Annotated in this window: 19 protein-coding genes; 10 read left to right on the top strand and 9 right to left on the bottom strand. The window is 59.8% G+C overall.

Going from position 1 to position 23,867, the window contains the following annotated elements:
- Positions 1-2: 2 nt before the first annotated feature.
- Positions 3-998 carry an ArsR/SmtB family transcription factor gene (locus KGB18_RS20330; protein WP_123719650.1) on the bottom strand — a complete coding sequence of 332 codons (996 nt, stop codon included), beginning with the start codon at positions 996-998 and terminating at the stop codon, positions 3-5.
- Between the two features lie 273 nt (positions 999-1,271).
- Here KGB18_RS20330 and tkt point away from each other — a divergent pair, with 273 nt between their 5' ends.
- The 6 genes from tkt to fba all read left to right on the top strand — a co-directional run bounded on the left by tkt (position 1,272) and on the right by fba (position 7,695).
- Positions 1,272-3,269: a transketolase gene (gene tkt / locus KGB18_RS20325; RefSeq protein ID WP_052965038.1), complete on the top strand. Its 1,998-nt coding sequence runs from the start codon at positions 1,272-1,274 to the stop codon at positions 3,267-3,269.
- A 151-nt stretch (positions 3,270-3,420) separates the two neighbouring features.
- Positions 3,421-4,479, top strand: a complete 1,059-nt coding sequence (gene epd, locus KGB18_RS20320; RefSeq protein ID WP_201061768.1) for an erythrose-4-phosphate dehydrogenase — start codon at positions 3,421-3,423, stop codon at positions 4,477-4,479.
- A gap of 25 nt (positions 4,480-4,504) precedes the next feature.
- Complete coding sequence (locus KGB18_RS20315) at positions 4,505-5,668, top strand: phosphoglycerate kinase (RefSeq protein ID WP_007894933.1); 1,164 nt, start codon at positions 4,505-4,507, stop codon at positions 5,666-5,668.
- 34 nt (positions 5,669-5,702) lie between these two features.
- Positions 5,703-5,924, top strand: a complete 222-nt coding sequence (locus KGB18_RS20310; RefSeq protein WP_123719649.1) for a hypothetical protein — start codon at positions 5,703-5,705, stop codon at positions 5,922-5,924.
- Positions 5,925-5,980: 56 nt separating this feature from the next.
- Positions 5,981-6,313: an MliC family protein gene (locus tag KGB18_RS20305; RefSeq protein WP_038981062.1), complete on the top strand. Its 333-nt coding sequence runs from the start codon at positions 5,981-5,983 to the stop codon at positions 6,311-6,313.
- Between the two features lie 317 nt (positions 6,314-6,630).
- Positions 6,631-7,695 (top strand): class II fructose-bisphosphate aldolase, encoded by a 1,065-nt coding sequence (fba, locus tag KGB18_RS20300; protein ID WP_007894938.1) that lies wholly within the window; start codon positions 6,631-6,633, stop codon positions 7,693-7,695.
- Between the two features lie 642 nt (positions 7,696-8,337).
- On the opposite strand, the gene KGB18_RS20295 is transcribed toward fba, so the two are convergent.
- Positions 8,338-9,006 carry a polysaccharide lyase family 7 protein gene (locus KGB18_RS20295; RefSeq protein WP_201061770.1) on the bottom strand — a complete coding sequence of 223 codons (669 nt, stop codon included), beginning with the start codon at positions 9,004-9,006 and terminating at the stop codon, positions 8,338-8,340.
- A 316-nt stretch (positions 9,007-9,322) separates the two neighbouring features.
- Between KGB18_RS20295 and KGB18_RS20290 the strand changes: the two genes are divergently transcribed.
- The 3 genes from KGB18_RS20290 to KGB18_RS20280 all read left to right on the top strand — a co-directional run bounded on the left by KGB18_RS20290 (position 9,323) and on the right by KGB18_RS20280 (position 12,380).
- Positions 9,323-11,446, top strand: coding sequence for a putative bifunctional diguanylate cyclase/phosphodiesterase (locus tag KGB18_RS20290; RefSeq protein ID WP_223570376.1), 2,124 nt, complete (start codon positions 9,323-9,325; stop codon positions 11,444-11,446).
- A 45-nt stretch (positions 11,447-11,491) separates the two neighbouring features.
- On the top strand, positions 11,492-11,983 hold the full coding sequence (locus KGB18_RS20285; protein WP_123719645.1) for a M48 family metallopeptidase: 492 nt from the start codon (positions 11,492-11,494) through the stop codon (positions 11,981-11,983).
- Between the two features lie 100 nt (positions 11,984-12,083).
- Positions 12,084-12,380 carry a helix-turn-helix domain-containing protein gene (locus KGB18_RS20280; RefSeq protein WP_007894945.1) on the top strand — a complete coding sequence of 99 codons (297 nt, stop codon included), beginning with the start codon at positions 12,084-12,086 and terminating at the stop codon, positions 12,378-12,380.
- A 125-nt stretch (positions 12,381-12,505) separates the two neighbouring features.
- On the opposite strand, the gene KGB18_RS20275 is transcribed toward KGB18_RS20280, so the two are convergent.
- Positions 12,506-12,958 (bottom strand): GNAT family N-acetyltransferase, encoded by a 453-nt coding sequence (locus KGB18_RS20275; protein WP_123719644.1) that lies wholly within the window; start codon positions 12,956-12,958, stop codon positions 12,506-12,508.
- Between the two features lie 258 nt (positions 12,959-13,216).
- On the opposite strand from KGB18_RS20275, the gene KGB18_RS20270 reads away from it, so the two are divergent.
- Positions 13,217-13,954 (top strand): substrate-binding periplasmic protein, encoded by a 738-nt coding sequence (locus tag KGB18_RS20270; protein WP_123719643.1) that lies wholly within the window; start codon positions 13,217-13,219, stop codon positions 13,952-13,954.
- A 148-nt stretch (positions 13,955-14,102) separates the two neighbouring features.
- Here the strand turns inward: KGB18_RS20270 and yccS are convergent, their stop codons facing one another.
- The 6 genes from yccS to KGB18_RS20240 form a co-directional block, all read right to left on the bottom strand.
- The gene (gene yccS, locus KGB18_RS20265) at positions 14,103-16,286 is read right to left on the bottom strand and encodes a YccS family putative transporter (RefSeq protein WP_201061772.1); all 2,184 of its coding nucleotides are present in this window, start codon (positions 16,284-16,286) and stop codon (positions 14,103-14,105) included.
- Between the two features lie 274 nt (positions 16,287-16,560).
- Positions 16,561-17,739: an NAD(P)/FAD-dependent oxidoreductase gene (locus KGB18_RS20260; RefSeq protein ID WP_123719641.1), complete on the bottom strand. Its 1,179-nt coding sequence runs from the start codon at positions 17,737-17,739 to the stop codon at positions 16,561-16,563.
- Between the two features lie 131 nt (positions 17,740-17,870).
- On the bottom strand, positions 17,871-19,208 hold the full coding sequence (dbpA, locus tag KGB18_RS20255) for an ATP-dependent RNA helicase DbpA (RefSeq protein ID WP_229768771.1): 1,338 nt from the start codon (positions 19,206-19,208) through the stop codon (positions 17,871-17,873).
- Positions 19,209-19,439: 231 nt separating this feature from the next.
- Complete coding sequence (gene mdtD / locus KGB18_RS20250; RefSeq protein ID WP_123719640.1) at positions 19,440-20,867, bottom strand: multidrug transporter subunit MdtD; 1,428 nt, start codon at positions 20,865-20,867, stop codon at positions 19,440-19,442.
- Between the two features lie 136 nt (positions 20,868-21,003).
- The gene (locus KGB18_RS20245) at positions 21,004-22,353 is read right to left on the bottom strand and encodes a TldD/PmbA family protein (RefSeq protein ID WP_223570375.1); all 1,350 of its coding nucleotides are present in this window, start codon (positions 22,351-22,353) and stop codon (positions 21,004-21,006) included.
- Positions 22,353-23,795 (bottom strand): TldD/PmbA family protein, encoded by a 1,443-nt coding sequence (locus KGB18_RS20240; protein ID WP_223570374.1) that lies wholly within the window; start codon positions 23,793-23,795, stop codon positions 22,353-22,355. Before KGB18_RS20240 ends, KGB18_RS20245 begins: the two co-directional genes overlap by 1 nt.
- Positions 23,796-23,867: the final 72 nt, after the last annotated feature.

Raw genomic sequence — 23,867 nt, 5'->3', positions numbered from 1 at the left:
ATTTACCGATGGTGAGTGTCGCCAGCCGGTCGCTGAAAATGGCGAACCTGAATCTGGAAACCATTACGTAAGCCTACATAGAGGCTTTCCCCGGGAACGAGTCCCGCAGCGGTGGCCCAACGGGCCAGATCGTCCTGTTCAAACCCCAACCATAGATCACCGCAGGCCTCCCTGGCCCAACTCTGGTTGTGGCTACATAACTCTGTCACGAGCAGGCTACCGCCCGGTTGCAGCAAGTCGGCCATGCGCTTGAGTGCTTCGGCCGGCGCGGCGAAATGGTGCAGTACCATGTTCAGTACAACGCAATCAGCTTTAAGGCTTACACCGTTCAATGCATCGGCCAATTGCAGGCTGACGTTAGCCAGCATTTCACGTTCGCAGACCTGACGGGCCAGATCGAGCATCGCCGGGCTGTTGTCCAGCGCCGTGACTTGAACGAAACGATGCGCCAACTCCGGCAGAAAACCGCCATCGCCAGGGCCCACTTCGATGGCTGTGGCGTCGGGGCCGAAACTCAGCTTGTCGAGCAGTGCCACCACGCTTTCACGGTATTGCGGCAGGCCGGCGATCAAGTCTTGCTGGGCGCGAAACTTCTCTGCGACCCGTGAGAAAAAGTCCTGGCTGGCCGCCGCTCGCTGCCCATGGACCTGACCGATCCGCGACTGAACGTCAGTCGGCAGGGTCAGGTTGTCCACTTCTTCCAGTAGCGCGGTATGCAGCTTGCCGCCCAGCAGATCGGTGTGGGGCAGGGCGCGACGGTAGAAAATCGCATTGCCTTCACGACGGGTCGCCACCAGATCGGCCTGGGCCAAAACCTTGAGGTGATGACTCATGCCGGACTGGCCGATGCCGAAGATCTGCGCCAGTTCCAGTACGCCGAACGAATCGTTGGCCAGCGCGCGCAATACATTCAACCGCAGAGGATCGCCGCCGGCCTTGCACAGGGCCGCCAGCTCATCGCAATCGTCATGTCGAATGGAAGGTGCGCGTAAATTCATAAGGCCAGCAGTCTAGTGACGCTCAGAAATCACCGCAAGAGCAATATCAAAAAGTTTTGATATTGCTCGATAGGTGGCACTTCTCAGCGTTAGGTTCAGTCAGCAAGCGAACGGCGGAAAGGTTTCACCAGTCGAATACGTCGTTATCCATTGGAAAAACGTCTTCGGATGACTATCTGTCATTGCCCCGAAGGCGGTCGGTGAGGGAAAATGCTCGCCTTTTTTCCGTTTCGTTTTATTCACTCTCGATTCAATATCCGCAGGAGAACAGCGATGCCCAGCCGTCGTGAGCGTGCCAACGCCATTCGTGCCCTCAGCATGGATGCCGTGCAAAAAGCCAACAGCGGCCATCCCGGTGCCCCTATGGGTATGGCGGATATCGCCGAAGTACTTTGGCGTGACTACCTGAAGCACAACCCGAGCAATCCATCGTTCGCCGACCGTGACCGCTTCGTGCTGTCCAACGGTCACGGTTCGATGCTGATTTACTCGCTGCTGCACCTGACCGGCTACGACCTGTCGATCGATGACCTGAAAAACTTCCGCCAGCTGCACAGCCGCACTCCGGGTCACCCGGAGTTCGGTTACACCCCGGGCGTTGAAACCACCACTGGTCCACTGGGCCAAGGCCTGGCCAACGCCGTGGGTTTCGCCCTGGCAGAAAAAGTCCTGGCGGCGCAGTTCAACCGTCCCGGCCATAACGTCGTCGATCACCATACCTACGTGTTCCTGGGTGATGGCTGCATGATGGAAGGCATTTCCCACGAAGTCAGCTCCCTGGCCGGTACGCTGGGCCTGGGCAAACTGATCGCCTTCTACGATGACAACGGCATCTCCATCGACGGCGAAGTCGAAGGCTGGTTCACCGACGACACGCCGAAGCGTTTCGAGGCCTACAACTGGCAGGTGATCCGCAACGTCGACGGTCATGACCCGGAAGAAATCAAGATCGCCATCGACACTGCGCGCAAAAGCGAGCAGCCGACGCTGATCTGCTGCAAGACCACCATCGGCTTCGGTTCGCCGAACAAGCAAGGCAAGGAAGACTGCCACGGCGCCCCATTGGGTGACGCGGAAATCGCTCTGACCCGTGAAGCACTGAAGTGGAACCACGGCCCGTTCGAAATCCCGGCCAACATCTATGCCGAGTGGGACGCCAAGGAAGCCGGTCGCGCTGCCGAAGCCGAGTGGGATCAGCGCTTCGCTGCTTACTCCGCTGCTTTCCCGGAGCTGGCCAACGAACTGGTTCGTCGCCTGAGCGGTGATCTGCCAACTGACTTCGCTGAAAAAGCTTCTGCTTACATTGCTGAAGTCGCAGCCAAGGGCGAAACCATCGCCAGCCGTAAAGCCAGCCAGAACGCCCTGAATGCGTTCGGCCCGCTGCTGCCGGAACTGCTCGGCGGTTCGGCTGACCTGGCCGGTTCCAACCTGACCCTGTGGAAAGGTTGCAAAGGCGTCACCGCCGAAGATGCCAGCGGCAACTACATGTACTACGGCGTTCGCGAGTTCGGCATGAGCGCGATCATGAACGGCGTCGCCCTGCACGGTGGCCTGGTGCCTTACGGCGCGACCTTCCTGATGTTCATGGAATACGCCCGCAACGCAGTGCGCATGTCGGCGCTGATGAAGAAACGCATCATCTATGTGTTCACCCACGACTCCATCGGTCTGGGCGAAGACGGCCCGACTCACCAGCCGATCGAGCAGCTGGCAAGCCTGCGCTGCACGCCGAACCTCGACACCTGGCGTCCAGCCGATGCCGTTGAATCGGCAGTGGCCTGGAAATGCGCTCTGGAGCGTGACGATGGTCCGTCGGCACTGATCTTCTCCCGTCAGAACCTGCAGCACCAAACCCGTGATGCCGTGCAGATCGAGTGCATCAATCGCGGCGGCTACGTGCTGAAAGACTGCGCAGGCGAGCCTGAGCTGATCCTGATCGCCACCGGTTCGGAAGTCGGCCTGGCCGTTCAAGCCTTCGACAAACTGACCGAGCAAGGCCGCAAGGTGCGTGTTGTTTCGATGCCGTGCACCAGCGTCTTCGAAGCCCAGGATGCTGGCTACAAGCAAGCGGTTCTGCCGTTGCAGGTCAGCGCCCGTATCGCCATCGAAGCCGCCCACGCGGACTACTGGTACAAGTACGTGGGCCTGGAAGGCCGCGTGATCGGCATGACCACCTACGGCGAGTCGGCGCCTGCGCCTGCCTTGTTCGAAGAGTTCGGTTTCACCCTGGAAAACATCCTGGGTCAGGCTGAAGAGCTGCTGGAAGACTGATCCAGAAAATGTGTCGTCCAGACTGACGCCATCGCGGGCAAGCCCGCTCCCACAAGGATCTCCATCGGTCCTGTGGGAGCGGGCTTGCCCGCGATAGCGGTCGGTCAGGCAACACTGCAATGACGGATTCACCACGGTAATCGAGAACCCCATGCCTCAACCGCGTCCTTACAAAGTTGCACTCAACGGCTACGGCCGGATTGGTCGTTGCGTCTTGCGTGCGTTGTTTGAGCGAGGCTCGACGGCCGGGTTTGAAATTGTCGCGATCAACGATCTGGCCGACATGGCCAGCATCGAATACCTGACACGCTTCGACTCCACTCACGGGCGGTTTCCCGGCGAAGTGAGGGTCGAGGGCGATTGTCTGCATATTAATGGCGACTGCGTGAAGGTCCTGCGCAGTGCCACCCCCGAAGGCATCGATTGGGCGTCACTGGGCGTCGATCTGGTGCTGGAATGCTCCGGCGCTTACCACACCCGTCAGGATGGCCAGCGTTTCCTCGACGCTGGCGCGCCACGGGTGCTGTTTTCCCAGCCGATGGCCAGCGAGGCGGATGTCGACGCCACCATCGTCTACGGTGTGAACCAGGATTGCCTGATCGGCGACGAGTTGCTGGTGTCCAACGCCTCCTGCACCACCAACTGCGGCGTGCCGCTATTGCGCCTGCTGAATCAGGCCATTGGTCTGGAATATGTGTCGATCACCACCATCCACTCGGCAATGAACGATCAGCCGGTGATTGACGCCTATCACCACGAAGACCTGCGCCGCACCCGTTCGGCGTTCCAGTCGGTGATTCCGGTGTCCACTGGTCTGGCGCGAGGCATCGAACGCCTGCTGCCGGAACTTGCCGGGAGAATTCAGGCCAAAGCCGTGCGGGTGCCGACGGTTAACGTGTCCTGCCTCGACATTACGATGCAGACCGTAAGCGATACCGACGCCACCGAGGTCAACCGGATTTTGCGCGAGGCCGCCACCCATGGCCCGCTCAAGGGCCTTCTGGCCTACACCGAGTTGCCTCACGCCAGTTGTGATTTTAATCATGACCCACATTCGGCCATCGTCGATGCCAGTCAGACCCGCGTTTCCGGCCCACGGCTGGTGAACATCCTGGCCTGGTTCGACAACGAATGGGGTTTTGCCAATCGAATGCTGGACGTTGCAGAACACTATTTGCAAACAGCTATTTCCACAAAACCTGCTCTCTAAAACAGCTATCCAGGAATTGCGACCCATGACCGTGTTGAAGATGACCGACCTCGATCTGCAAGGTAAGCGCGTACTGATCCGCGAAGACCTCAACGTCCCAGTCAAGGACGGTGTTGTCACCAGCGATGCGCGAATCCTGGCTTCGCTGCCGACCATCAAGCTGGCCCTGGAAAAAGGCGCGGCTGTGATGGTCTGCTCGCACCTTGGTCGTCCGACCGAAGGCGAGTTCTCGGCCGAGAACAGCCTCAAGCCAGTCGCTGACTACTTGAGCAAGGCGCTGGGCCGCGAAGTGCCGTTGGTGTCCGATTACCTGGGCGGCGTCGACGTGAAAGCCGGCGACATCGTGCTGTTCGAAAACGTGCGCTTCAACAAGGGCGAGAAAAAGAACGCTGACGAACTGGCCAAGCAATACGCCGCCCTGTGCGACGTGTTTGTGATGGACGCCTTCGGCACCGCTCACCGCGCCGAGGGTTCGACCCATGGCGTGGCCAAGTTCGCCAAAGTCGCCGCCGCTGGCCCATTGCTGGCCGCCGAACTGGACGCACTGGGCAAAGCCCTGGGTGCCCCGGCGCAGCCAATGGCCGCTATCGTTGCCGGCTCCAAAGTGTCGACCAAACTCGACGTGCTCAACAGCCTGAGCCAGATCTGCAACCAGCTGATCGTCGGCGGCGGCATCGCCAACACTTTCCTGGCCGCTGCCGGTCACCCGGTCGGCAAGTCCCTGTACGAGCCGGACCTGCTGGACACCGCCCGTGAAATCGCCGCCAAGGTCAGCGTGCCACTGCCGGTGGACGTGGTGGTTGCCAAGGAATTCGCTGAAAGCGCGACCGCGACCGTCAAGCTGATTGCCGACGTGGCCGCAGACGACATGATCCTGGACATCGGCCCACAGACCGCGGCGAATTTCGCCGAGCTGCTGAAGTCGTCCAAGACCATTCTGTGGAACGGCCCGGTGGGCGTGTTCGAATTCGACCAGTTCGGTAACGGCACCAAAGTGCTGGCCCAGGCCATCGCGGAAAGCTCGGCGTTCTCCATCGCTGGCGGCGGCGACACCCTGGCAGCCATCGATAAATATGGCGTTGCCGAGCAGATCTCCTACATTTCTACCGGCGGCGGCGCGTTCCTCGAATTCGTCGAAGGCAAAGTGCTGCCGGCCGTTGAAGTCCTGGAAAGCCGGGCCAAGGCCTGAGGCCGCCCATTTGACCAGGCAAAGGAGTGTTCACATGGTCAGGACCCTAGTGCTGTTGATCGCCGCGGGTATGCTTGCGGCTTGCGGGAGTAACCCGAAAGCCACGCCGGAACCCGCGCCGCAAACACAGGAAAAAGGCTGCTACCAGGCCGACTGGCAAGCGGAAACCAACCCGGTGATCAACAAGCGTTCCGGACCGGATGGCCTGGACAAATACGAGACACAGACCCCTGCCAAGGAACATGGTTGTCCTTGAGGGGTCTGACTCTTTACTCAAGGCTGGCGGCGTGCGCCGTCAGTCGAGGAACACGGATGAAACGCTTTATCGCCGTTGCGGCACTGGCATTGCTGGCAGGTTGCGCCAATTTGAACCTGTTCAACGCTGCCGAGCCAGCGGACAGCTGGACCACCTGGACCTGCGACAGCCAGGCCAAAGTGCTCTGGCGCTACACTGACGTCAGCCGCAAGGAAGTCGACGTTCGCCTGGGCGGTGCCGATCAGGTCTACCGCTTGAAGCTTGAACCGGGCGCCGAAGGTTCGCTGTACAGCAACGACATGCTGGCGTTTCACGTAAAAGGTGAGGAAGGCCTGGTGTACTGGGTCGCCACCAATGATTTGATCGGCCGCGGTTGTAAAGCCGAGTAAGACGATTGATTTGATTCACAGCGATCCAAATGTGGGAGCGGGCTTTTGTGGCGAGGGGGCTTGCCCCCGTTGGAGTGCGAAGCGCTCCCGAAGCCAGCGGATACGGTATTTCAGTTAGACCGCGTCATCCGATTTGCGACTGCTTCGCAGCCGAACGGGGGCAAGCCCCCTCGCCACAAAGTTTCAGCGATACAGGGTTTTTTGCATCACCGAATTCGCAGCCCGGGCCAACCCCCGATCTGCAATAACTTGAATAGCCGCCGCCGCTACGGCAGGCTGGCACGATTAACGACCCTCAACCGGGAGAGACACACACAATGGCACTTATCAGCATGCGCCAGATGCTGGACCACGCAGCCGAGTTCGGCTACGGCGTTCCAGCCTTCAACGTCAACAACCTTGAGCAGATGCGCGCCATCATGGAAGCCGCTGACAAGACTGACTCCCCGGTGATCGTCCAGGCTTCGGCCGGTGCTCGCAAATACGCAGGCGCCCCGTTCCTGCGTCACCTGATCCTGGCGGCAATCGAAGAATTCCCGCACATCCCGGTGTGCATGCACCAGGACCACGGCACCAGCCCTGACGTCTGCCAGCGCTCCATCCAACTGGGCTTCAGCTCGGTGATGATGGACGGTTCCCTCGGCGAAGACGGCAAGACTCCGACTGACTACGACTACAACGTCCGTGTTACCCAACAAACCGTAGCCATGGCTCACGCCTGCGGTGTTTCGGTAGAAGGCGAGCTGGGCTGCCTGGGTTCGCTGGAAACCGGCATGGCCGGTGAAGAAGACGGCATCGGCGCCGAAGGCGTTCTGGATCACAGCCAAATGCTGACCGACCCGGAAGAAGCCGCTGACTTCGTCAAACGTACCCAAGTCGATGCCCTGGCCATCGCAATCGGCACCAGCCACGGCGCCTACAAGTTCACCAAGCCACCTACCGGCGACGTGCTGGCCATCGACCGCATCAAAGAAATCCACAAACGCATCCCGAACACCCACCTGGTAATGCACGGTTCGTCTTCGGTTCCGCAAGAGTGGCTGGCGATCATCAACCAGTACGGCGGCGACATCAAAGAAACCTACGGCGTACCGGTTGAAGAAATCGTCGAAGGCATCAAGCACGGCGTGCGCAAGGTCAACATCGACACCGACCTGCGCCTGGCATCCACCGGCGCGATGCGTCGCCTGATGGCTACCAACCCTAGCGAGTTCGACCCGCGTAAGTTCTTCGGCGCGACCGTGACTGCGATGCGTGATGTGTGTATTGCGCGTTATGAGCAGTTTGGTACAGCGGGCAACGCTTCGAAGATCAAGCCGATCTCGTTGGAAGCGATGTACCAGCGTTATCTGAAGGGTGAGTTGAACGCCAAGGTTAACTGAGCCTGAGCGTTAAACTGTGTTGATAAAGAACCCGCCGAGAGGCGGGTTTTTTTGTGGCCGGAGATTTATGCGGCGCAGCTTATGCTCAGCTAATCAAATGTCACCTATAACGGACATTTGTAAGGATTTAGGCGGAAAAGTCCGATATAGGTGACATTGATTTTGTTTCAGCGGTTCGATTTCTCGTCAAACCCACGCTGCTCAATTATCCGAAACACATCGGGTGTAGGACGGTTGCGTAGCTTGAGATCAAAAGATCGCAGCCTTCGGCAGCTCCTACAGGGGGCGGTGGGGATGCCGCTTTTTGTGGCTAGAGGGTTTGCCCCGTTCGGCGGCGTAGCCGTCGTGAACCGGGCGGTGCGGTGTGTCTGGGGAATTGGGTGGCAGGGTTTGGGGCTGCTTCGCTGCCCAGCGGGAGCAAGCTCCCTCGCCACAGTCGGAGCAGTCCTACGAGTTTTGCAGATGCCCGGATCGTTATGTCCGTAGCAGCTGTCGAGCCTGCGAGGCTGCGTTCGGCTGCGCAGCAGTCGCAAAATCAGACTCCACGTTTTTTCAGGCAAAACGTATTTGCCGGACTGCGACCGCTTCGCGGCCGAACGCAGCCTCGCGGGCTCGGCAGCTGCTACAGGGGATCGAGTCGCCTCAGGTATCGTGATCGATATCCAGCTTGCTGAATGTCACTTCCCCGCCTTCACTGGTGTACCCGGTATTGTCCTGAACATAGACACCGGCCTTGAAGTACAGCGGTTTATCACGCCACATCGCGCTGATGTCGGTGTCCCACTGGTAGCCCGCCGCACTGATGCCTAATGCACCGCCGGGGCTGAGGTGGATCAGGTAGGAAAATTCCCGATCGAGTTTTACGCCAGTGGCGATGGTGATGACCCGGGCGGTGTCGTCGTCGGGGTGCATGCGGACTTTGGCGACGATGTTTCCGGTGTCGCTGGAGTCCTTGTATTGATACTCGAGCTTCACCATGGGCTTCTGGCTTTTGTAGGCATGGATCTGACCAATGACGATCTTGCCCGTGCTCGGTACCTTGCTGACCGTAAGGGTCGCACGCAGGGAGTTGTCCGCGTCGGGGTAGTACCAGTTTTTCAGCGTGCCATTGCTGTAGGTTTCGCGGAGTTCGGTTCGGGGGTAAACCGCGTTTTCGGTGCGGGTGCCGGTTACCGGGGACCAGAAAAACAAGGTGCCGGTGTCGGAGTGGAAGTATTGATCCTTGAAGCCGTCCACCAGTTTGGTTGTTTCAACGGTGTACGGCGGACTGCCGACAGGAACGCTAAGGTTCCAGGTTGCGAGATCGATCATATTCTAGCTTCCACTTTTTTCTGTACGCACGTGCCAGAAGCTCTAACACGCGCCTTCGGGCCGTCTTTATAAGCGTAGAACGGTTGTTTGTTAATGCCCGTTTGGCAGATGGTTGACGTCAACATCCTGTCGAAATGCCATCTTTCCCGGTTTACGGGGGCTGTAGGACTGACCGTTAGTCGGCTATGTGAAACTTTACTGAAGTGATGGGATACCAGCACCTTCTGCTTTCGCGTATCCGGGTCTAGAGTGAAGTCGCACTATGTGTCCGGTTTTCACAAGAGACCGGCCTGAGGTCCCGAACAAGAGATGCAGCATGGAATGCGCACAACCTACGCCAGCTGAAGGCAGCTCAATCCTTTTAATTGTTGATGATTACCCCGAAAACCTGATCAGCATGCGCGCGTTGTTACAGCGCCAGGACTGGCAGGTCATCACTGCTGCTTCCGGCTTTGAAGCGCTCAGCCTGTTGCTCGAACACGACGTCGACCTGGTGCTGCTGGATGTGCAGATGCCAGGTATGGACGGTTTCGAAGTGGCGCGCTTGATGCGTGGCAGCCAGCGTACCCGCCTCACGCCGATCATTTTCCTTACCGCCAACGAACAATCTCAGGACGCTGTGATCAAGGGCTACGCCAGTGGTGCGGTGGATTACCTGTTCAAACCGTTCGACCCGCAAATTCTAAAACCCAAAGTCCAGGCCCTGCTCGAGCATCAGCGTAATCGCCGTGCCTTGCAGCAGTTGAGCCATGACCTGGAAGTCGCCCGTGCCTTCAACGCCTCGGTGCTGGATAACGCCGCTGAAGGCATTCTGGTGGTGGGCGAGGATGGACTGATTCGTTTTGCCAACCCGGCGATGTCTCGCCTGCTCAATGCCACGGTGCAGGAACTGCAAGGCAAAGAGTTTCTGGATTTCCTGCAAAAGCCGCACATCCCGATCTGGGCCGACTCCGAATTGTTTACCGGCTACAAACGCGGTGAAACCCTGCGCCTGCACGATGCGTTGCTGCGTACCGCGCCCGGTCAGCAAGTGCCGGTGGCGTTGTCCTGCGCGCCTTTGCCCACCGAACAACGCGCCATGGTGGTGACGGTGCTGGACATGTCGGTGGTGCGCCATCTGCATCAGCAGCTGGAGTTCCAGGCGGTGACCGATCCACTGACCGGGCTGCTCAATCGCCGAGGTTTTTACCAGACCGTTGAAAACCTGCTGCTGCGCGGCGAACGCTCTGACAGCACGTGGGTGCTGTTGTACCTGGACCTCGACGGCTTCAAGCGGGTCAATGATTCCCTCGGCCATGATGCTGGCGACCGGGTGCTGCGTTGGGTGTCCGAGCAGCTGAAGGCGTGTCTGCGGCCCTTCGATATTCTGGCGCGGATGGGTGGCGATGAGTTCACCGCGCTGCTGGATCTTGAACTCCCTGAGCAAGCGGCGAAGATTGCCGAGAAGCTCATCGAGCGAGTGTCGATCTGTCAGCAAATCGACGGCATGGACATCGCCTTGGGCGCCAGTATCGGCATTGCCACTTACCCCGATTGCGGGGCTAATCTCGACGGGTTGATGCGCGCGTCCGACATCGCCATGTACGAAGCCAAGCGTGCCGGGCGTCAGCAATATCGCTTCTACGATCACGAAATGAACGGCCGGGCGCGCTCGCGGCTGATGCTCGAAGAGAGCGTGCGCACGGCCATCGAGAACCGCGATTTCAATTTGGTGTATCAGCCTCAAGTGGCCATTGCCGACGGGCAGATTCGCGGGTTCGAGGCATTGCTGCGCTGGCAGCATCCGAGTGTCGGCGATGTACCACCGGGGCTGTTTTTGCCGTTGCTGGAAGAGGCGCGGTTGATCAGTCGCCTGGGCAGCTGGATTTACCATCGCGGGGCCAAGCAACGAAAAGCCTGGGAAACCTTGTTTGCCGAAGACTTGGTGCTGGGCGTCAGTTTGAGCAGCACGCAGTTCGGTTTGCCCAACCTGGTCACCGAGCTGCGCCAGGTGCTGGAGCGCCATGGTTTGAAGCCGAGACAGCTGGAGGTCGAGGTCACGGAAGAGGCCTTGATGCTTAGCCCCGACGAAACCCGCAAGCAGCTGCGTTTGCTGCGCAATTTGGGAGTGCGGGTGGCGCTGGATGATTTCGGCTCCGGGGCTTGTTCGCTGGCGCACTTGCGCGACCTCGAGCTGGACACGCTCAAGCTCGACCGGCATTTGATCGCCCGGTTGCCGGGATCCGAACGGGATGCAGCGCTGGCACGCAGTGTCATCGATTTGTGCAAACAGTTCGGTCTGTTAGTCATCGCTGAAGGGGTGGAGACGGTGGCGCAATATGAATGGCTGCAAGCCAACGGTTGCCAGTATGTGCAGGGGTTTCTGGTCGCGCGACCGTTGATGGCCGAGGACACCCGTCACTTTGTCGAACCGTTCGACTGGAGCGCGCTGACGAGTTGAATTCGTTACACTGACGACCTTTTAGTGACTCGTGTTACCGCCCCAATGACCGCGTTGAAATACCTCCAGGCCTATCCCGCTGCTTTGCAGGACCAGGTGCGCCAGTTGATCGCCGAAGGTCGGCTGGGCGACTACCTGAGCCAGCGATATCCGGAAAAGCACGGGGTGCAGAGCGACAAGGCGCTGTACACCTATGCCCTGGACCTCAAGCAGGAATACCTGCGTAACGCCCCGGCCATCGACAAGGTGTTATTCGACAACCGTCTGGACCTGACCCATCGCGCGCTTGGCCTGCACACTGCGATTTCCCGGGTGCAGGGCGGCAAGCTCAAGGCCAAGAAAGAAATTCGCATCGCCTCGTTGTTCAAGGACGCGGCGCCGCAGTTTCTGAAAATGATCGTGGTGCATGAGTTGGCGCACTTCAAAGAGTCGGACCACAACAAGGCGTTCTACAAGCTGTGCGAACACATGTTGCCGGGGTATCACCAGGTAGAGTTCGATTTACGGGTGTACCTGACTTGGCGGGAGATGCAATAGAAGATCAAGATCAAAAGATCGCAGCCTTCGACGGCGCCCACAGGCGTGTAGGAGCGGCCGAAGGCTGCGATCTTTTGATCTTCTAATAAGGAGCGCATGGATGGACGTGAGCAAGACCAAAAGCAGCTTCTACCGCCGGTTATACGTGGCGTACCTGATCGACAGCGGGCTGGCCAGCAGCGTCCCGGCGCTGACCGAAGTCACCGGCATGCCTCGGCGCACGGCGCAGGACACCATTGCGGCATTGGCGGATCTGGATATCGTTTGTGAATTCGAACAGGAAGAAGGCGCGCGCAACCATGCAGGACGCTATCGGATTCGCGAGTGGGGGGCGATTGATCGGGGGTGGATCGAGCGTAATCTGCGTCAGATTAAAGCGGTGTTGGAATATCCTTGAATTCCTGCGCTGCTTCAGCTGACGCCATCGCGAGCAGGCTCGCTCCCACAGTGGGTTCTGTGTGACATAGATAGAGTTCACACCATAAGTCCAATGTGGGAGCGAGCCTGCTCGCGATAGGGCCCTCAGGAACGACGCATCCCGATATGCGGAATGTCATCCTCCAGATATTCCTCACCCACCACCACAAACCCGTACCGCCCGTAGTACCCCTGCAAATGCGCCTGGGCCGAGAGATAGATCGGCATTCCAGGCCAGCGTTTGGCGGCTTGTTTCAACGCCTGGCTCATCATTTCATGCCCAAGCCCGGTGCCGCGTGCAGCGGGAGCAATGATCACTCGCCCAATCACCACGTCGCCGCCCTGTAACTCCGGGTCGAGCAAGCGCAGATAGGCCACCAGTCGATCTCCGTCCCAGCCCATCAAATGGCAGGTGTCACCTTCCAGGTCCTGGCCATCGATGTCCTGATAAAGGCATTTCTGCTCGACGACGAACACCTCGGCGCGCAGCTGCAAAATGGCATACAGCTGCTCTTTACCCAGATCGCTGTGGTGTTTGCAGACCCAATCGATTGTCATCTTCAGATTCCTTGAACAACGTTGCTCCGATACTAAGCGTCCTGACGCGGGATGTCTTGATGGCAGCGAAATCTGTGACAAAGGCCAAAATGCCATCATTCATTTCTCGCGAGATTGCCTTCTTTGTGTAATCTGCGATGAAGCGCTGTGCAATGTCGCCGATAAGCTAATGTTAGGACCTGGGTTTCGCCGGTAGAGGGGCCTTGGAGTTTTGGCTGAAAACACGTCGGGCAGTCCGCCCGCTAAGGATTTTCTGGCATGCCGCGATTGCATCGAGCGTTTGCTTTGATTGGATTGCTGTTGCTGACACAGAGCGCGACAGCGGAAAAGCTGCGTCTGGTAGCCGATGCCTGGCCACCCTTTACCGACGCCACGCTGGTCAATGGCGGATTGGCCACGGACATCGTCAGCACCGCGCTGGCACGGGCCGGTTATGCCAGTGATTTCGAACAGGTGCCGTGGGCGCGAGCCTTGTTTGGGGTAGGCGAGGGGCGTTACGACGTGCTGGTCAACGCTTGGTACACCGACGAGCGCACGAAGCTGGGGCAGTTTTCCGGCGAGTACCTGCTCAACCGCGTGCGCTTTCTCAAGCGCAAAGACACGCCGATCGAATTCAGCAACCTGCAACAACTTCACACCTACCCGATAGCAGTGGTACGCGGTTATGCCTATTCGCAAGCATTCGACGACGATGTGTCGCTGCAGAAAGTACCGGTGCATAACTTCGCCATGGCCGTGCGTATGGTCGCGGCCGACCGGGTCAAGCTGACCCTGGAAGACGAGTTCGTCGCCCGGTATTACCTGGCTCGGGAATCATTCAAGGTACGCAATTCCGTGGAGTTTTTGCCCAAGCCATTGAGCGAGAACAGCCTGCATATTCTGGTGAGCCTCAAGAACCCGCTGCATGAACAGATCGTCGCCGGTTTTGATCGCGAGATTGCGGCGATGAAGGTTGATGGGAGTTATGAGAAGTTGCTCAAGCAGCATGGGATGTGATCTGAAAGACCTGCGGTGTCTGTGCTGACGCCTTCGCGGGCAAGCCCGCTCCCACAGTGATTTGTGGCGTTCACATAATCTGTGTTCAGCTCCGAACCCTGTGGGAGCGGGCTTGCCCGCGAAGAGGCCGGCCCAGTCACCACAAATCTCAGGCTTCGCTAGTGTCCTTGATGAGATGCGCCGCCAACGTCCGCAATGGCCCCAGTTGCCGGCAAATCAACGCCAGTTGCGTCTGCACCAACCGCTGCCCTTCATCGATCTCATCCGGCATCTGCTCAAGCCCATTGGCCAGCGCTTCTTCCTCATCGCTCTGAATCGCAATCGGCTGTTTGCTCGCCAGGCCTTGGGCGATTTCGTCGAGGCTGGCGGCCAGGTTCACACCGGCGCCGTCGATCAAATGCTCGCGCACGTCCGACGGTAGTTGGGTTTCGCGGTGTGCTCCCAGCCCCGACAAATAGCTGAGCAAGGTGTGCGACAGCACCAGGAAACGGAACCCGACATCCGCTTCCTTACGGAAGTGCCCCGGCTCCATCAGCATATTGGCCAGCGTCGTCGACAACGCGGCATCGGCGTTGTGGGCGTTGCGTCGGGCCAGGCGATAAGCCAGGTCGTCGCTTTTACCGGCGGCGTATTGCTGCATGATCTGGCGCAGGTAAATGCTGTTGCAGGTCAGGGTGTTGGCCAGCACTTTGTTCAGGCGTCGACCCTGCCAGTCTGGCAGGAACAGGAATACCGCCAGCCCGGCGATCAGACTGCCGAGCAACGTATCGAACAGTCGTGGCAGAAGCAGCCCATAACCATCGCCCACCTGGTTGAAGCAGAACAACACCATGAGCGTGATCGCGGCAGTCGCCAGGGTGTAGCGCGTGGTGCGGTTGGTAAAGAACACCACCCCGGCAAGGATGGCGAAGCTCGACTGGATCAACGGGTTCGGGAACAGATCGAACAGCGCCCAGGCCACGGTCAGGCCAATGGCGGTGCCGATGATCCGCTGCCCGAGTTTGCGGCGGGTGGCGCCGTAGTTCGGCTGACAGACAAACAGCGTGGTGAGGATGATCCAGTAACCTTGCGATGGGTGGATCAAATGCACCATGCCGTAGCCGATGCTCAACGCCAGGGGCAGGCGCAGGGCATGGCGGAACAGCAAGGACGTCGGCGTCAGCTGCGTGCGCAAGCGTATCCAGACATCCTTGAGGCTGCGTGGCGAACGGTCGAGCAGGCTGCTGTCGGTGGCGTCTGCGAGCGCATCGGGGTTGCTGGCGTCGCTGAGCAAACGGTCGAGGGTGCCGAGGTTGGCCGCCAATGCTCGCAATGAACGCAGCAGACCGCGCCAGGCCGGATTGCTCTGGATGCGCAAGTGTTCGAGGGAGGCGTGCAGGTCGCTCAGGGCCTCGGCGAAGCTTGCGTCATAGATAAACGGCTGACGCATCTGGATCGATTCGGCCAGGGCGCGGCAAGCCTTGCCTTGCTGGCGCAGCAGACGCTGACAGCGGAACAGCACGTCGCTGTGGAAGAACGCTTCGGCCAGCGCGTTGTAGGGGTAGTGCGAGGAACTGGCGCGCTCGTGGATGTCCTGGGCGAGGAAGTACAGCTTCAGATAACGGCTGACTTTCACGCCCGGCCTACCGTCGCCGACTCGATGCAGGATGATTTCCTTGGCGGCGTTCAGGGCCGCCACCACCCGACCGTTCTGTTGGGCCAGTTCCAGCCGCTGCGCTTCCACGTCCAGCTGCCGGATCGGTTCGAACAGCGACGATTTGAGCTTCAGGTAATAACCCAGTTCACGGAACAGCCGCGCCAGGCTTTGCTGCACCGGCTGGTTGGAAAACAGCGCCTGCCACAGCACCGAGAGCAAGCCGTACCAGGCCGCACCGGCCACCAGCAGCACCGGTTCGTGCCAGAAATCAGTGACCGCGCCACCGCGCTGGTCCACGCCGATCATGGTGTAGACCGACAGAATCAGTGTGGCCGAAGCAATCGCGCCATAACGCTCGCCCAGCGCGCCGAGCATGGTCAGACAGAAGCTGGCCAGTGCAAAGGCGATGATAAAGAGGACGGGGTAGGGGAAGAGCAGTTCGACGGACAGGGCGGCGACCATAAAACACACTAGCGTCACTGCTAGTGCGTTGAGGCGGCCCTGCCAACTGTCGTCGGTTTCAGCCAGGGCGCTGGCGATGATCCCCAGGAACAACGGGATCAGCAGCCCCATTTCATCCTGATACCAACACAGCGCCATGCTGCCGGTCAGGGCGATGAATACCCGCACGCTGTAGCTGAATTTATCCAGCGCCCAGAGGCGACGCAGAGACTGCCGAAATGTGGTCGATGACATGAAGTGCGAAGGCCTTCCGAGGCAATGACGCTAAATTGAGCCACTAATGACGCCGACGCAATGGCGCCGATCACATCTGACAGCAAAATCTGTTCCTTGGAGTACGAGGGATCTGTTGCCGATCACAAATTTTGTGGTTGGCAGAGAAACTTGTGGGAGCGGGCTTGCCCGCGAAGAGGCCGGTACATTCAACATCTTATGTTGACTGTCAGACCGCTATCGCAGGCAAGCCAGCTCCCACAATTGACCGCATTTCACATTCAGGTTGCGTGAGTCAGACGAATTGTGCGGCGGCGTAACCGGAGGCCCAGGCCCACTGGAAATTGAAGCCACCCAAATGCCCGGTGACGTCGAGCACTTCGCCGATGAAATACAAACCTGGGCTTTTCAGCGATTCCATGGTCTTGGACGACACTTCGCGCGTGTCGACGCCACCCAGGGTCACTTCGGCCGTGCGGTAGCCTTCAGTGCCGGCCGGCACGACTTTCCAGCTCGCCAGTTTTTCGGCGATGTCCGCCAGTTCGGCGTGGGTGTACTGCTTCATCGGTTTGGAGACGAACCAGTTGTCCGCCAACAGATTGGCCATCTTCTTGGTGAAGATTTCACCGAGCAAGGTTTTCAACTCGCTATTCGGGCGTTCGGCCTGCTGCTGTTGTAGCCAGCTCGGCACGTCGTGATCCGGCATCAGGTTGATTTCCACCGTGTCGCCGGATTCCCAGAACGACGAAATCTGCAAGATCGCCGGCCCGCTGAGGCCGCGGTGAGTGAACAGGATGTTCTCGCGGAAGCTCTGGTCGTTGCAGCTCACCAGGCAATCCACCGATGTACCGGACAGCTCGGTGCAAAGCTCCTTGAGCTGATCGGTGATGGTGAACGGCACGAGGCCGGCGCGGGTTGGCAGCAGGTCGTGACCGAACTGCTTGGCCACTTGATAACCGAAACCGGTGGCGCCAAGGGTCGGAATCGACAGGCCTCCGGTGGCGATCACCAGAGACTCACAGGTAATTTGGTCGAGGGTGGTTTGCAGCAGGTAGCCGCTTTCCATTTTTTCGATGTGCTGGATCGAGGTGTCCAGGTGCAGGCTGACGCCGACCTGATCGCACTCGTCGAGCAGCAGGCCGAGGATGTCGCTGGATTTGTTATCGCAGAACAACTGGCCGAGTTTCTTCTCGTGGTACGGCACGCCGTGTTTGGCCACCAGACCGATGAAATCCCACTGGGTGTAGCGCGCCAGCGCGGATTTGCAGAAGTGCTCGTTCTGCGAGAGGAAATTGCTCGGTTCGGTGTACATGTTGGTGAAGTTGCAGCGCCCACCGCCCGACATGAGGATTTTCTTGCCGGCCTTGTTCGCATGGTCGAGCAACATCACTTTGCGCCCGCGCCCGGCGGCGGTCAGCGCACACATCAACCCTGCGGCGCCAGCGCCAATGATCACGACTTCGGTAGAGCGCAAAACGGTGTCCTCACACAATGATCGTTCCCACGCTCTGCGTGGGAATGCCGCCATGGACGCTCTGCGTCCGCCGTTATGTGACGCGGAGCGTCACGGGATGCATTCCCACGCAGAGCGTGGGAACGATCAGGTTAGAGGATGCGCACGCGCAGCGAGCGGCCTTTGATTTTACCGTCGTTCAGGCGCTGCAAGGCTTGCTTGGCGATCCCGCGTTCCACGGCCACATAGGCCTGGAAGTCGAAAATCGCGATCTTGCCGACCTGGGCGCCCGGGATGCCGGCGTCGCCGGTCAGTGCACCGAGAATGTCGCCCGGACGTACTTTGTCTTTACGGCCCGCACCAATGCACAGCGTGCTCATCACCGGCAGCAGCGGTGCGCCTCCTTGGGATTTGAGGTTGTCCAACTGATCCCAGCTCAACGGCGACTTCTGCAGCTGCTCGATGGCTTGGGCGCGGTGGGCTTCGGACGGGGCGACCAGGCTGATCGCGATGCCTTTCTCACCGGCACGGCCAGTACGGCCGACACGGTGAATGTGGATTTCCGAGTCACGGGCCAGTTCGACGTTGATCACCATGTCCAGCATATCGATGTCCAGACCGCGTGCGGCGACATCAGTGGCAACCAGCACCGAAGTGCTGCGGTTGGCGAACATGGCCAATACCTGATCGCGGTCACGCTGTTCCAGATCACCCTGCAGACCGACGGCGGAGATGCCTTTGGAGGTCAGGTGATCAACGGTTTCCTGAACCTGCTGCTTGGTGAAGCAGAAGGCCACGCAGGATGCTGGACGGAAATGCGCGAGGACTTTGACCACTGCATCCATACGCTCTTCCGGAGAGATCTCGTAGAAGCGCTGCTCGATCTGCGTATCGTCGTGGAACGCCTCGGCCTTCACGATCTGAGGAGTGCGCATGAATTTCGACGCCAGTTGCTTGATGCCCACCGGATACGTGGCGGAGAACAGCAGGGTCTGGCGGCGCTCCGGGGTCTGGGCGATGATTTCTTCGATGGAATCGTAGAAACCCATGTCGAGCATGCGGTCGGCTTCGTCGAGGATCAGCGTGTTCAGGCCGTGAAGCACCAGCGAACCCTTGCGCAGGTGCTGCTGGATGCGCCCCGGAGTACCGACGATGATGTGCGCGCCGTGCTCCAGCGAGCCGATCTGCGGTCCGAAGGACACGCCGCCACACAAGGTCAGGACCTTGATGTTGTCTTCGGCACGGGCCAGACGACGGATTTCCTTGGCAACCTGGTCAGCCAACTCGCGAGTCGGGCAAATGACCAGCGCCTGGCAACCGAAGAAACGCGGATTGATCGGGTTCAGCAGGCCGATACCGAAGGCGGCGGTCTTGCCGCTGCCGGTCTTGGCTTGGGCGATCAGGTCCATCCCCTTGAGGATCACCGGCAAGCTTTGCGCCTGGATCGGCGTCATCTGGGCATAACCGAGGGAGTCGAGGTTAGCCAGCATGGCGGCGGACAGCGGCAAAGTATTAAAAGCGGTGGCGATGGTGGTCACGGGACTGGCCTGCAAAACAAAATGTCGCGCAGTGTATCAGTCTCATGCTCTCCACCTGCAAATTCTGGACGAATAGCGTGTAGCAGCTGCCGAGGCACGAGGCTGCGTTGGGCTACGAAGCAGCCCCCGAGGGCGGTCCTGCGGACACGCAACGCAGCCTCGTGCCTCGGCAGCTGCTACAAATCAGTGCTCTATATCGTGCTCGCGGCTGACCATTCGTCGGCCATCCTTGGGTGAAAGCTGCGAGAAGATCGTTGCAGCCAGCATCGCCATGATTCCGACCGTCACAAACGTCAGCTGGAACGCGCCCAGAACCGTGTCCACGCCGTCATTGCCGATCTCTGCCGTGAAGCCGCCGAGCAGGGCGCCGGCGCAAGCCACACCGAGGCTCAGGGACAATTGCGCGACCACCGACAGCAAACTGTTGCCGCTGCTGGCGCTGGCGTCGTCGAGGTCGATCAGGGTGACGGTGTTCATTGCGGTGAACTGCAAGGAGTTGATCGCCCCCAGAACCGCCAACTGAGCGAGCAGCAACCAATACGGCGTCTGCTCGCTGACCAGTCCCATGCTCGCCAGCATGATTCCCAGCGCCAGTGTGTTGCCGGTCAGCACGGTGCGGTAGCCGAAACGTTCGATCAGCGGCCGCGCCACCGACTTGGCGACCATTGCGGCCGCAGCCAGGGGCAGCATGCTCATCCCGGCCTGAGACGGCGAGTAACCCAGCGCCACTTGCAGTAGCAACGGCACCAGAAACGGCAATGCGCCGCTACCCAGCCGGGCGAACAGGTTGCCGAGGATGCCCACGGCGAAGGTCCGGGTCTTGAACAGCGATGGTGCAAACAGCGGATTGTCGATGTGCCCGGCCCGCAGCCAATACGCCGCCAGACACGCCATGCCGCCAAACAGCAGCAACATCACCCGCAAGTGCGGCAGGTGCAGTTCGCCGAGGCCTTCCATGGCGATGGTGATCAGCACCATCGCCGCGCCGAACAGCAAAAAACCCAGGCTATCGAAGCGGGTGCGCTCGCTGCCGCGCAGGTCGGGAATGAATTTCCATACCGCGTAGCAACCGAGGACGCCCACCGGCAGGTTGATCAGAAAGATCCAGTGCCAGGTCAGGTATTGCACCATCCAGCCGCCCATGGTCGGGCCGATCAGCGGGCCAAGCAGGCCGGGAATGGTAATGAACCCCATGATCCGCACCAGCTCCGAGCGCGGATACGCGCGCAGCACCACCAATCGCCCAACCGGTAGCATCAAGGCGCCACCGAGGCCCTGAATCACCCGGGCGCCGATGAGCATGCTCAGGGTGCTGGACAAGGCGCAGAGCAATGAGCCGAAGCTGAACAGGAGGATCGCGCCAAAGAAAATCTTCCGGGTGCCGAAGCGGTCGGCGATCCAGCCGGAGGCGGGGATCAGTAAAGCGACGGTGAGCATGTAGGCGATGATTACGCCCTGCATGCGCAACGGGTCTTCGGCCAAGTCCCGGGCCATGGCGGGGAGGGCGGTGTTGAGGATCGTCCCGTCGAGGGACTGCATGAAGAAAGCAATGGCCACAACCCACGGTACCCAGCGGGCGGTGACGGCGTCGAGAGGTGGGCGGTTGGGCATGGGACCTCTTGTGGGTTGGTCTGGTAACCGTAAACCTGTGGGAGCGGGCTTGCCCGCGAAGGCGATGTGTCAGTCAACATTGATGTTGAAGCTGATGGCCTCTTCGCGGGCAAGCCCGCTCCCACAGGTTTTGTATTTACAGCGTCAACGTAAGTCGGCTGACGAGCGCACCCGGCAATAACGCCGAAGCAGTCGCCCGCTGACTGTAGGTGCTAGCCGACAACATCAGCTCGCATTCCTTGGTCAACGCTTCCAGCTGCGAACCGAGCAGGCTGTAGACGCTGTCATCGAAACGCATGGTGCTGACCGGTGCCTGAATCTCGCCGTTCTCGACCCAGAAGGTCGCAAACCGGGTCATACCGGTCAGGCGCGCTGCCGGTTGGTCCGAGTAGTTCAGGTACCACAGGTTGCTGATGTAGAGCCCGGTGCCGAGGCGTTTGAGGATCTCCGCCTGCTCCAGATTGCCGCCTTTCATGACCAGCGCCGTCGGGTATTCATGGCTGCTGGCGCCGTTGGCAGCGAGGCCGTATTCGGCGGCGCTGCGGGAATTGATCAGTCGGGCATTGGCCATGCCTTTGGCGATCAACCCCAGATCATCGCGAGGATAACCTTCGTCGGAAAACGCCGGGCTCAAGGAACCGCTGACCTGCTCACTCAACCATACGTTGGGGCTGAAGCAGGCTTCGCTGGCGTAGAACCTTTGCAATGGGCTCTGTTTGCTGGCAATCGCCTGGGCCGAAAACCCGCCCCAGCTCAACATGCCCATGATTTCTTCCAGCGCTGCCGGCGCCAGGTAGGCGCGGTATTCGCCGGGCGGCAGTGTGCGCAATGGCCGACCCAGAAACGCCAATTGCTCGCGGGCCTGCTGGAAGCGCCTGGCAAACCCTTCGCTGTTCCAGTCGTGCCCGGCAAAACTGGCTTTCACTGCCTGACCGTTTTCATGAAACAGGCTGAAATCGAAGTTGAAACTGTTAGCCTGATGCCAGCCGAACGCGCCCGAGGAACTGGCGAAACCGCGACTGATCGGCCCAGCGGCGTAGAAGCCGACCAGGTCCAGGCCCTCGGCAGCCTGGGTGATTTCAGCAACCACTTGCTCGGTGTCCGGCAGCGGATGCTCCTGCACGTTGTTGCTCTGCCAGTCGTTCTGGTTAAGCAGCAGGTATGGATCCTGAGGCAACAGTGGCAGGGTTTCGCGCAACTGTTGCAAGCCTTCGGCCAGACGCTGAAGATCGGCTTCGGGGTCGCCCGACAGCGTGATATTCAGATCGGCATGACGACCATCGTTAATCAGTTTGAACCCGACACTCGCCTGCTGCACCTGCCCGGCCTGACGGACTTTGGCATGGTTGAAGCGCACGAAGGCCGACGACTCGGCGGCGTAGCTGAGGGTGAATTGCTCAGGCGTGCGCAGTGCACCGCGCAGCCAATTGACCAGGTCCTTGAATGACTCGGCCTGGCTATTTGAAGTGCTCGTGGAAGTACTCATCAGGCGTCTCCTCCAAACACATCCACATTGCTGAACACACAGGCCGGCGACGCATGGCCGACGCGGATCACCTGGTTCGGTTCGCCTTTGCCGCAGTTCGGCGTGCCTAGCACTTTGACGGTGTTGGCATCGCCGACAGCGCTGAGGCTTTTCCAGAATTGTGCGGAAATCGCCCGGTAGTTCGGGTTCTTCACCACACCCTTGAGTTCACCGTTTTCAATCAACTGGCCCCATTCGCAACCGAACTGGAACTTGTTGCGCGCATCGTCGATGGACCAGGAACGGTTGGTGCTCATCAAAATGCCGTGCTCGATATTGCCGATCAGTTGTTCCAGTGGCTGATCGCCGGGCTCGATGTTGAGGTTGGCCATACGGTCGATCGGTGGACGGTTCCAGCTGCAGGCGCGGCTGTTGGCAACGCCGTCCATGCCGGCACGGAATTGCGACAGTGCGCCGCCCAATGGCCGCAGCAACAAACCTTCTTTAATCAGAAATTGCTTGCTGGCGGCGCTGCCGTCGTCGTCATGGCCATAGCTGGCGAGTTGCTCGGGGATGTCCGGGTCGAACGTCACGTTGAGCAGTTCGGAGCCGTATTGCAGGCTGCCGAAGTCTTCTGCCTTGACGAAACTGGTGCCGGCGTAATTGCGCTCATCGCCCAGGATGCGGTCCAGTTCCAGCGGGTGACCGATGGACTCGTGGATCTGCAGCATCATTTGGTCAGGCATCAGCAACAGATCGCGCGGGCCTTGCGGGGTGTTCGGCGCCAGCAGCAATTGCAGTGCCTGATCGGCGACTTTCGGGCCGGCACCGATCAGGCCGCAACGGCTGATCACATCAAAGCCGCCCTGCTGGCCGAAATTCTCGCGGCCCAGGCTGCGGGTCTGGCTGTCGCTGCCGTCGTAGGCGGTGACGTCCACGCTCGGGTAGACGAAACGCTGGGCCTGACGCAATTCGGCACCGGCGCTGTTGAGGTAGATTTGCTCGACGTTGGTGATGCCGATGCTCGCCTGCCAGTTCACCAGTCGCTCGTCCTTGGGCACGGCGGCGGATTCGGCGCCGAGCAATTGGTAGCAATCGCTCAGGGACGGAAAGGGCTGGTCGAAGTTGGGCGAGAAATAGTCGGCGCGGTCGCTGGAGACCGCTTGCTCGCGCAGGTCGAGCAGGGCGTGAGGCTTGAGTCGACGGGCTTGTTGCTCGGCTTTCTCCAGCGCGGCTTGCAGGCCGGATTGGGACAGGTCGTTGGTGGCGGCATAGGCTTCGACACCGTTGACCCGAACGGTCAGCATCGCGCCTTCGTCACGGCTCAGGCTCGGCGGTTCGGCGACGTTCTTGCGTACCGACAGGTACTGGCCGGACTCGCGCACATAACGCAGCGAAAAGAATTCAGCGCCCGTGCGCAAGGCAGCAAAACGCTGCTTGAGCTGGGGGTGGAAATCGAACATTCGGGAACCTCCTTGGTATGGAGTTGCGATGTATCGGTATTGCGAGGGGGTGAAACGTTTGCGTGGCGCTAG

Source organism: Pseudomonas sp. BF-R-26 (assembly GCF_019947395.1).
GTDB classification, from domain to species: Bacteria; Pseudomonadota; Gammaproteobacteria; order Pseudomonadales; family Pseudomonadaceae; genus Aquipseudomonas; species Aquipseudomonas farris.
The sequence above is the reverse complement of the archived record's forward strand: the minus strand, read 5'-3'. Positions and strand labels throughout refer to the sequence as shown.

What these genes read in the sequence shown, in the direction of transcription:
- mdtD (WP_123719640.1), bottom strand. Translation starts at nt 20,867, where the DNA reads ATGCCCAACCGCCCACCTCTCGACGCCGTCACCGCCCGCTGGGTACCG.
- tkt (WP_052965038.1), top strand. Translation starts at nt 1,272, where the DNA reads ATGCCCAGCCGTCGTGAGCGTGCCAACGCCATTCGTGCCCTCAGCATG.
- dbpA (WP_229768771.1), bottom strand. Translation starts at nt 19,208, where the DNA reads ATGCTGGCTAACCTCGACTCCCTCGGTTATGCCCAGATGACGCCGATC.
- KGB18_RS20275 (WP_123719644.1), bottom strand. Translation starts at nt 12,958, where the DNA reads ATGACAATCGATTGGGTCTGCAAACACCACAGCGATCTGGGTAAAGAG.
- KGB18_RS20245 (WP_223570375.1), bottom strand. Translation starts at nt 22,353, where the DNA reads ATGAGTACTTCCACGAGCACTTCAAATAGCCAGGCCGAGTCATTCAAG.
- KGB18_RS20315 (WP_007894933.1), top strand. Translation starts at nt 4,505, where the DNA reads ATGACCGTGTTGAAGATGACCGACCTCGATCTGCAAGGTAAGCGCGTA.
- KGB18_RS20285 (WP_123719645.1), top strand. Translation starts at nt 11,492, where the DNA reads ATGACCGCGTTGAAATACCTCCAGGCCTATCCCGCTGCTTTGCAGGAC.
- yccS (WP_201061772.1), bottom strand. Translation starts at nt 16,286, where the DNA reads ATGTCATCGACCACATTTCGGCAGTCTCTGCGTCGCCTCTGGGCGCTG.
- KGB18_RS20240 (WP_223570374.1), bottom strand. Translation starts at nt 23,795, where the DNA reads ATGTTCGATTTCCACCCCCAGCTCAAGCAGCGTTTTGCTGCCTTGCGC.
- epd (WP_201061768.1), top strand. Translation starts at nt 3,421, where the DNA reads ATGCCTCAACCGCGTCCTTACAAAGTTGCACTCAACGGCTACGGCCGG.
- KGB18_RS20305 (WP_038981062.1), top strand. Translation starts at nt 5,981, where the DNA reads ATGAAACGCTTTATCGCCGTTGCGGCACTGGCATTGCTGGCAGGTTGC.
- KGB18_RS20310 (WP_123719649.1), top strand. Translation starts at nt 5,703, where the DNA reads ATGGTCAGGACCCTAGTGCTGTTGATCGCCGCGGGTATGCTTGCGGCT.
- KGB18_RS20280 (WP_007894945.1), top strand. Translation starts at nt 12,084, where the DNA reads ATGGACGTGAGCAAGACCAAAAGCAGCTTCTACCGCCGGTTATACGTG.
- KGB18_RS20330 (WP_123719650.1), bottom strand. Translation starts at nt 998, where the DNA reads ATGAATTTACGCGCACCTTCCATTCGACATGACGATTGCGATGAGCTG.
- fba (WP_007894938.1), top strand. Translation starts at nt 6,631, where the DNA reads ATGGCACTTATCAGCATGCGCCAGATGCTGGACCACGCAGCCGAGTTC.
- KGB18_RS20290 (WP_223570376.1), top strand. Translation starts at nt 9,323, where the DNA reads ATGGAATGCGCACAACCTACGCCAGCTGAAGGCAGCTCAATCCTTTTA.
- KGB18_RS20295 (WP_201061770.1), bottom strand. Translation starts at nt 9,006, where the DNA reads ATGATCGATCTCGCAACCTGGAACCTTAGCGTTCCTGTCGGCAGTCCG.
- KGB18_RS20270 (WP_123719643.1), top strand. Translation starts at nt 13,217, where the DNA reads ATGCCGCGATTGCATCGAGCGTTTGCTTTGATTGGATTGCTGTTGCTG.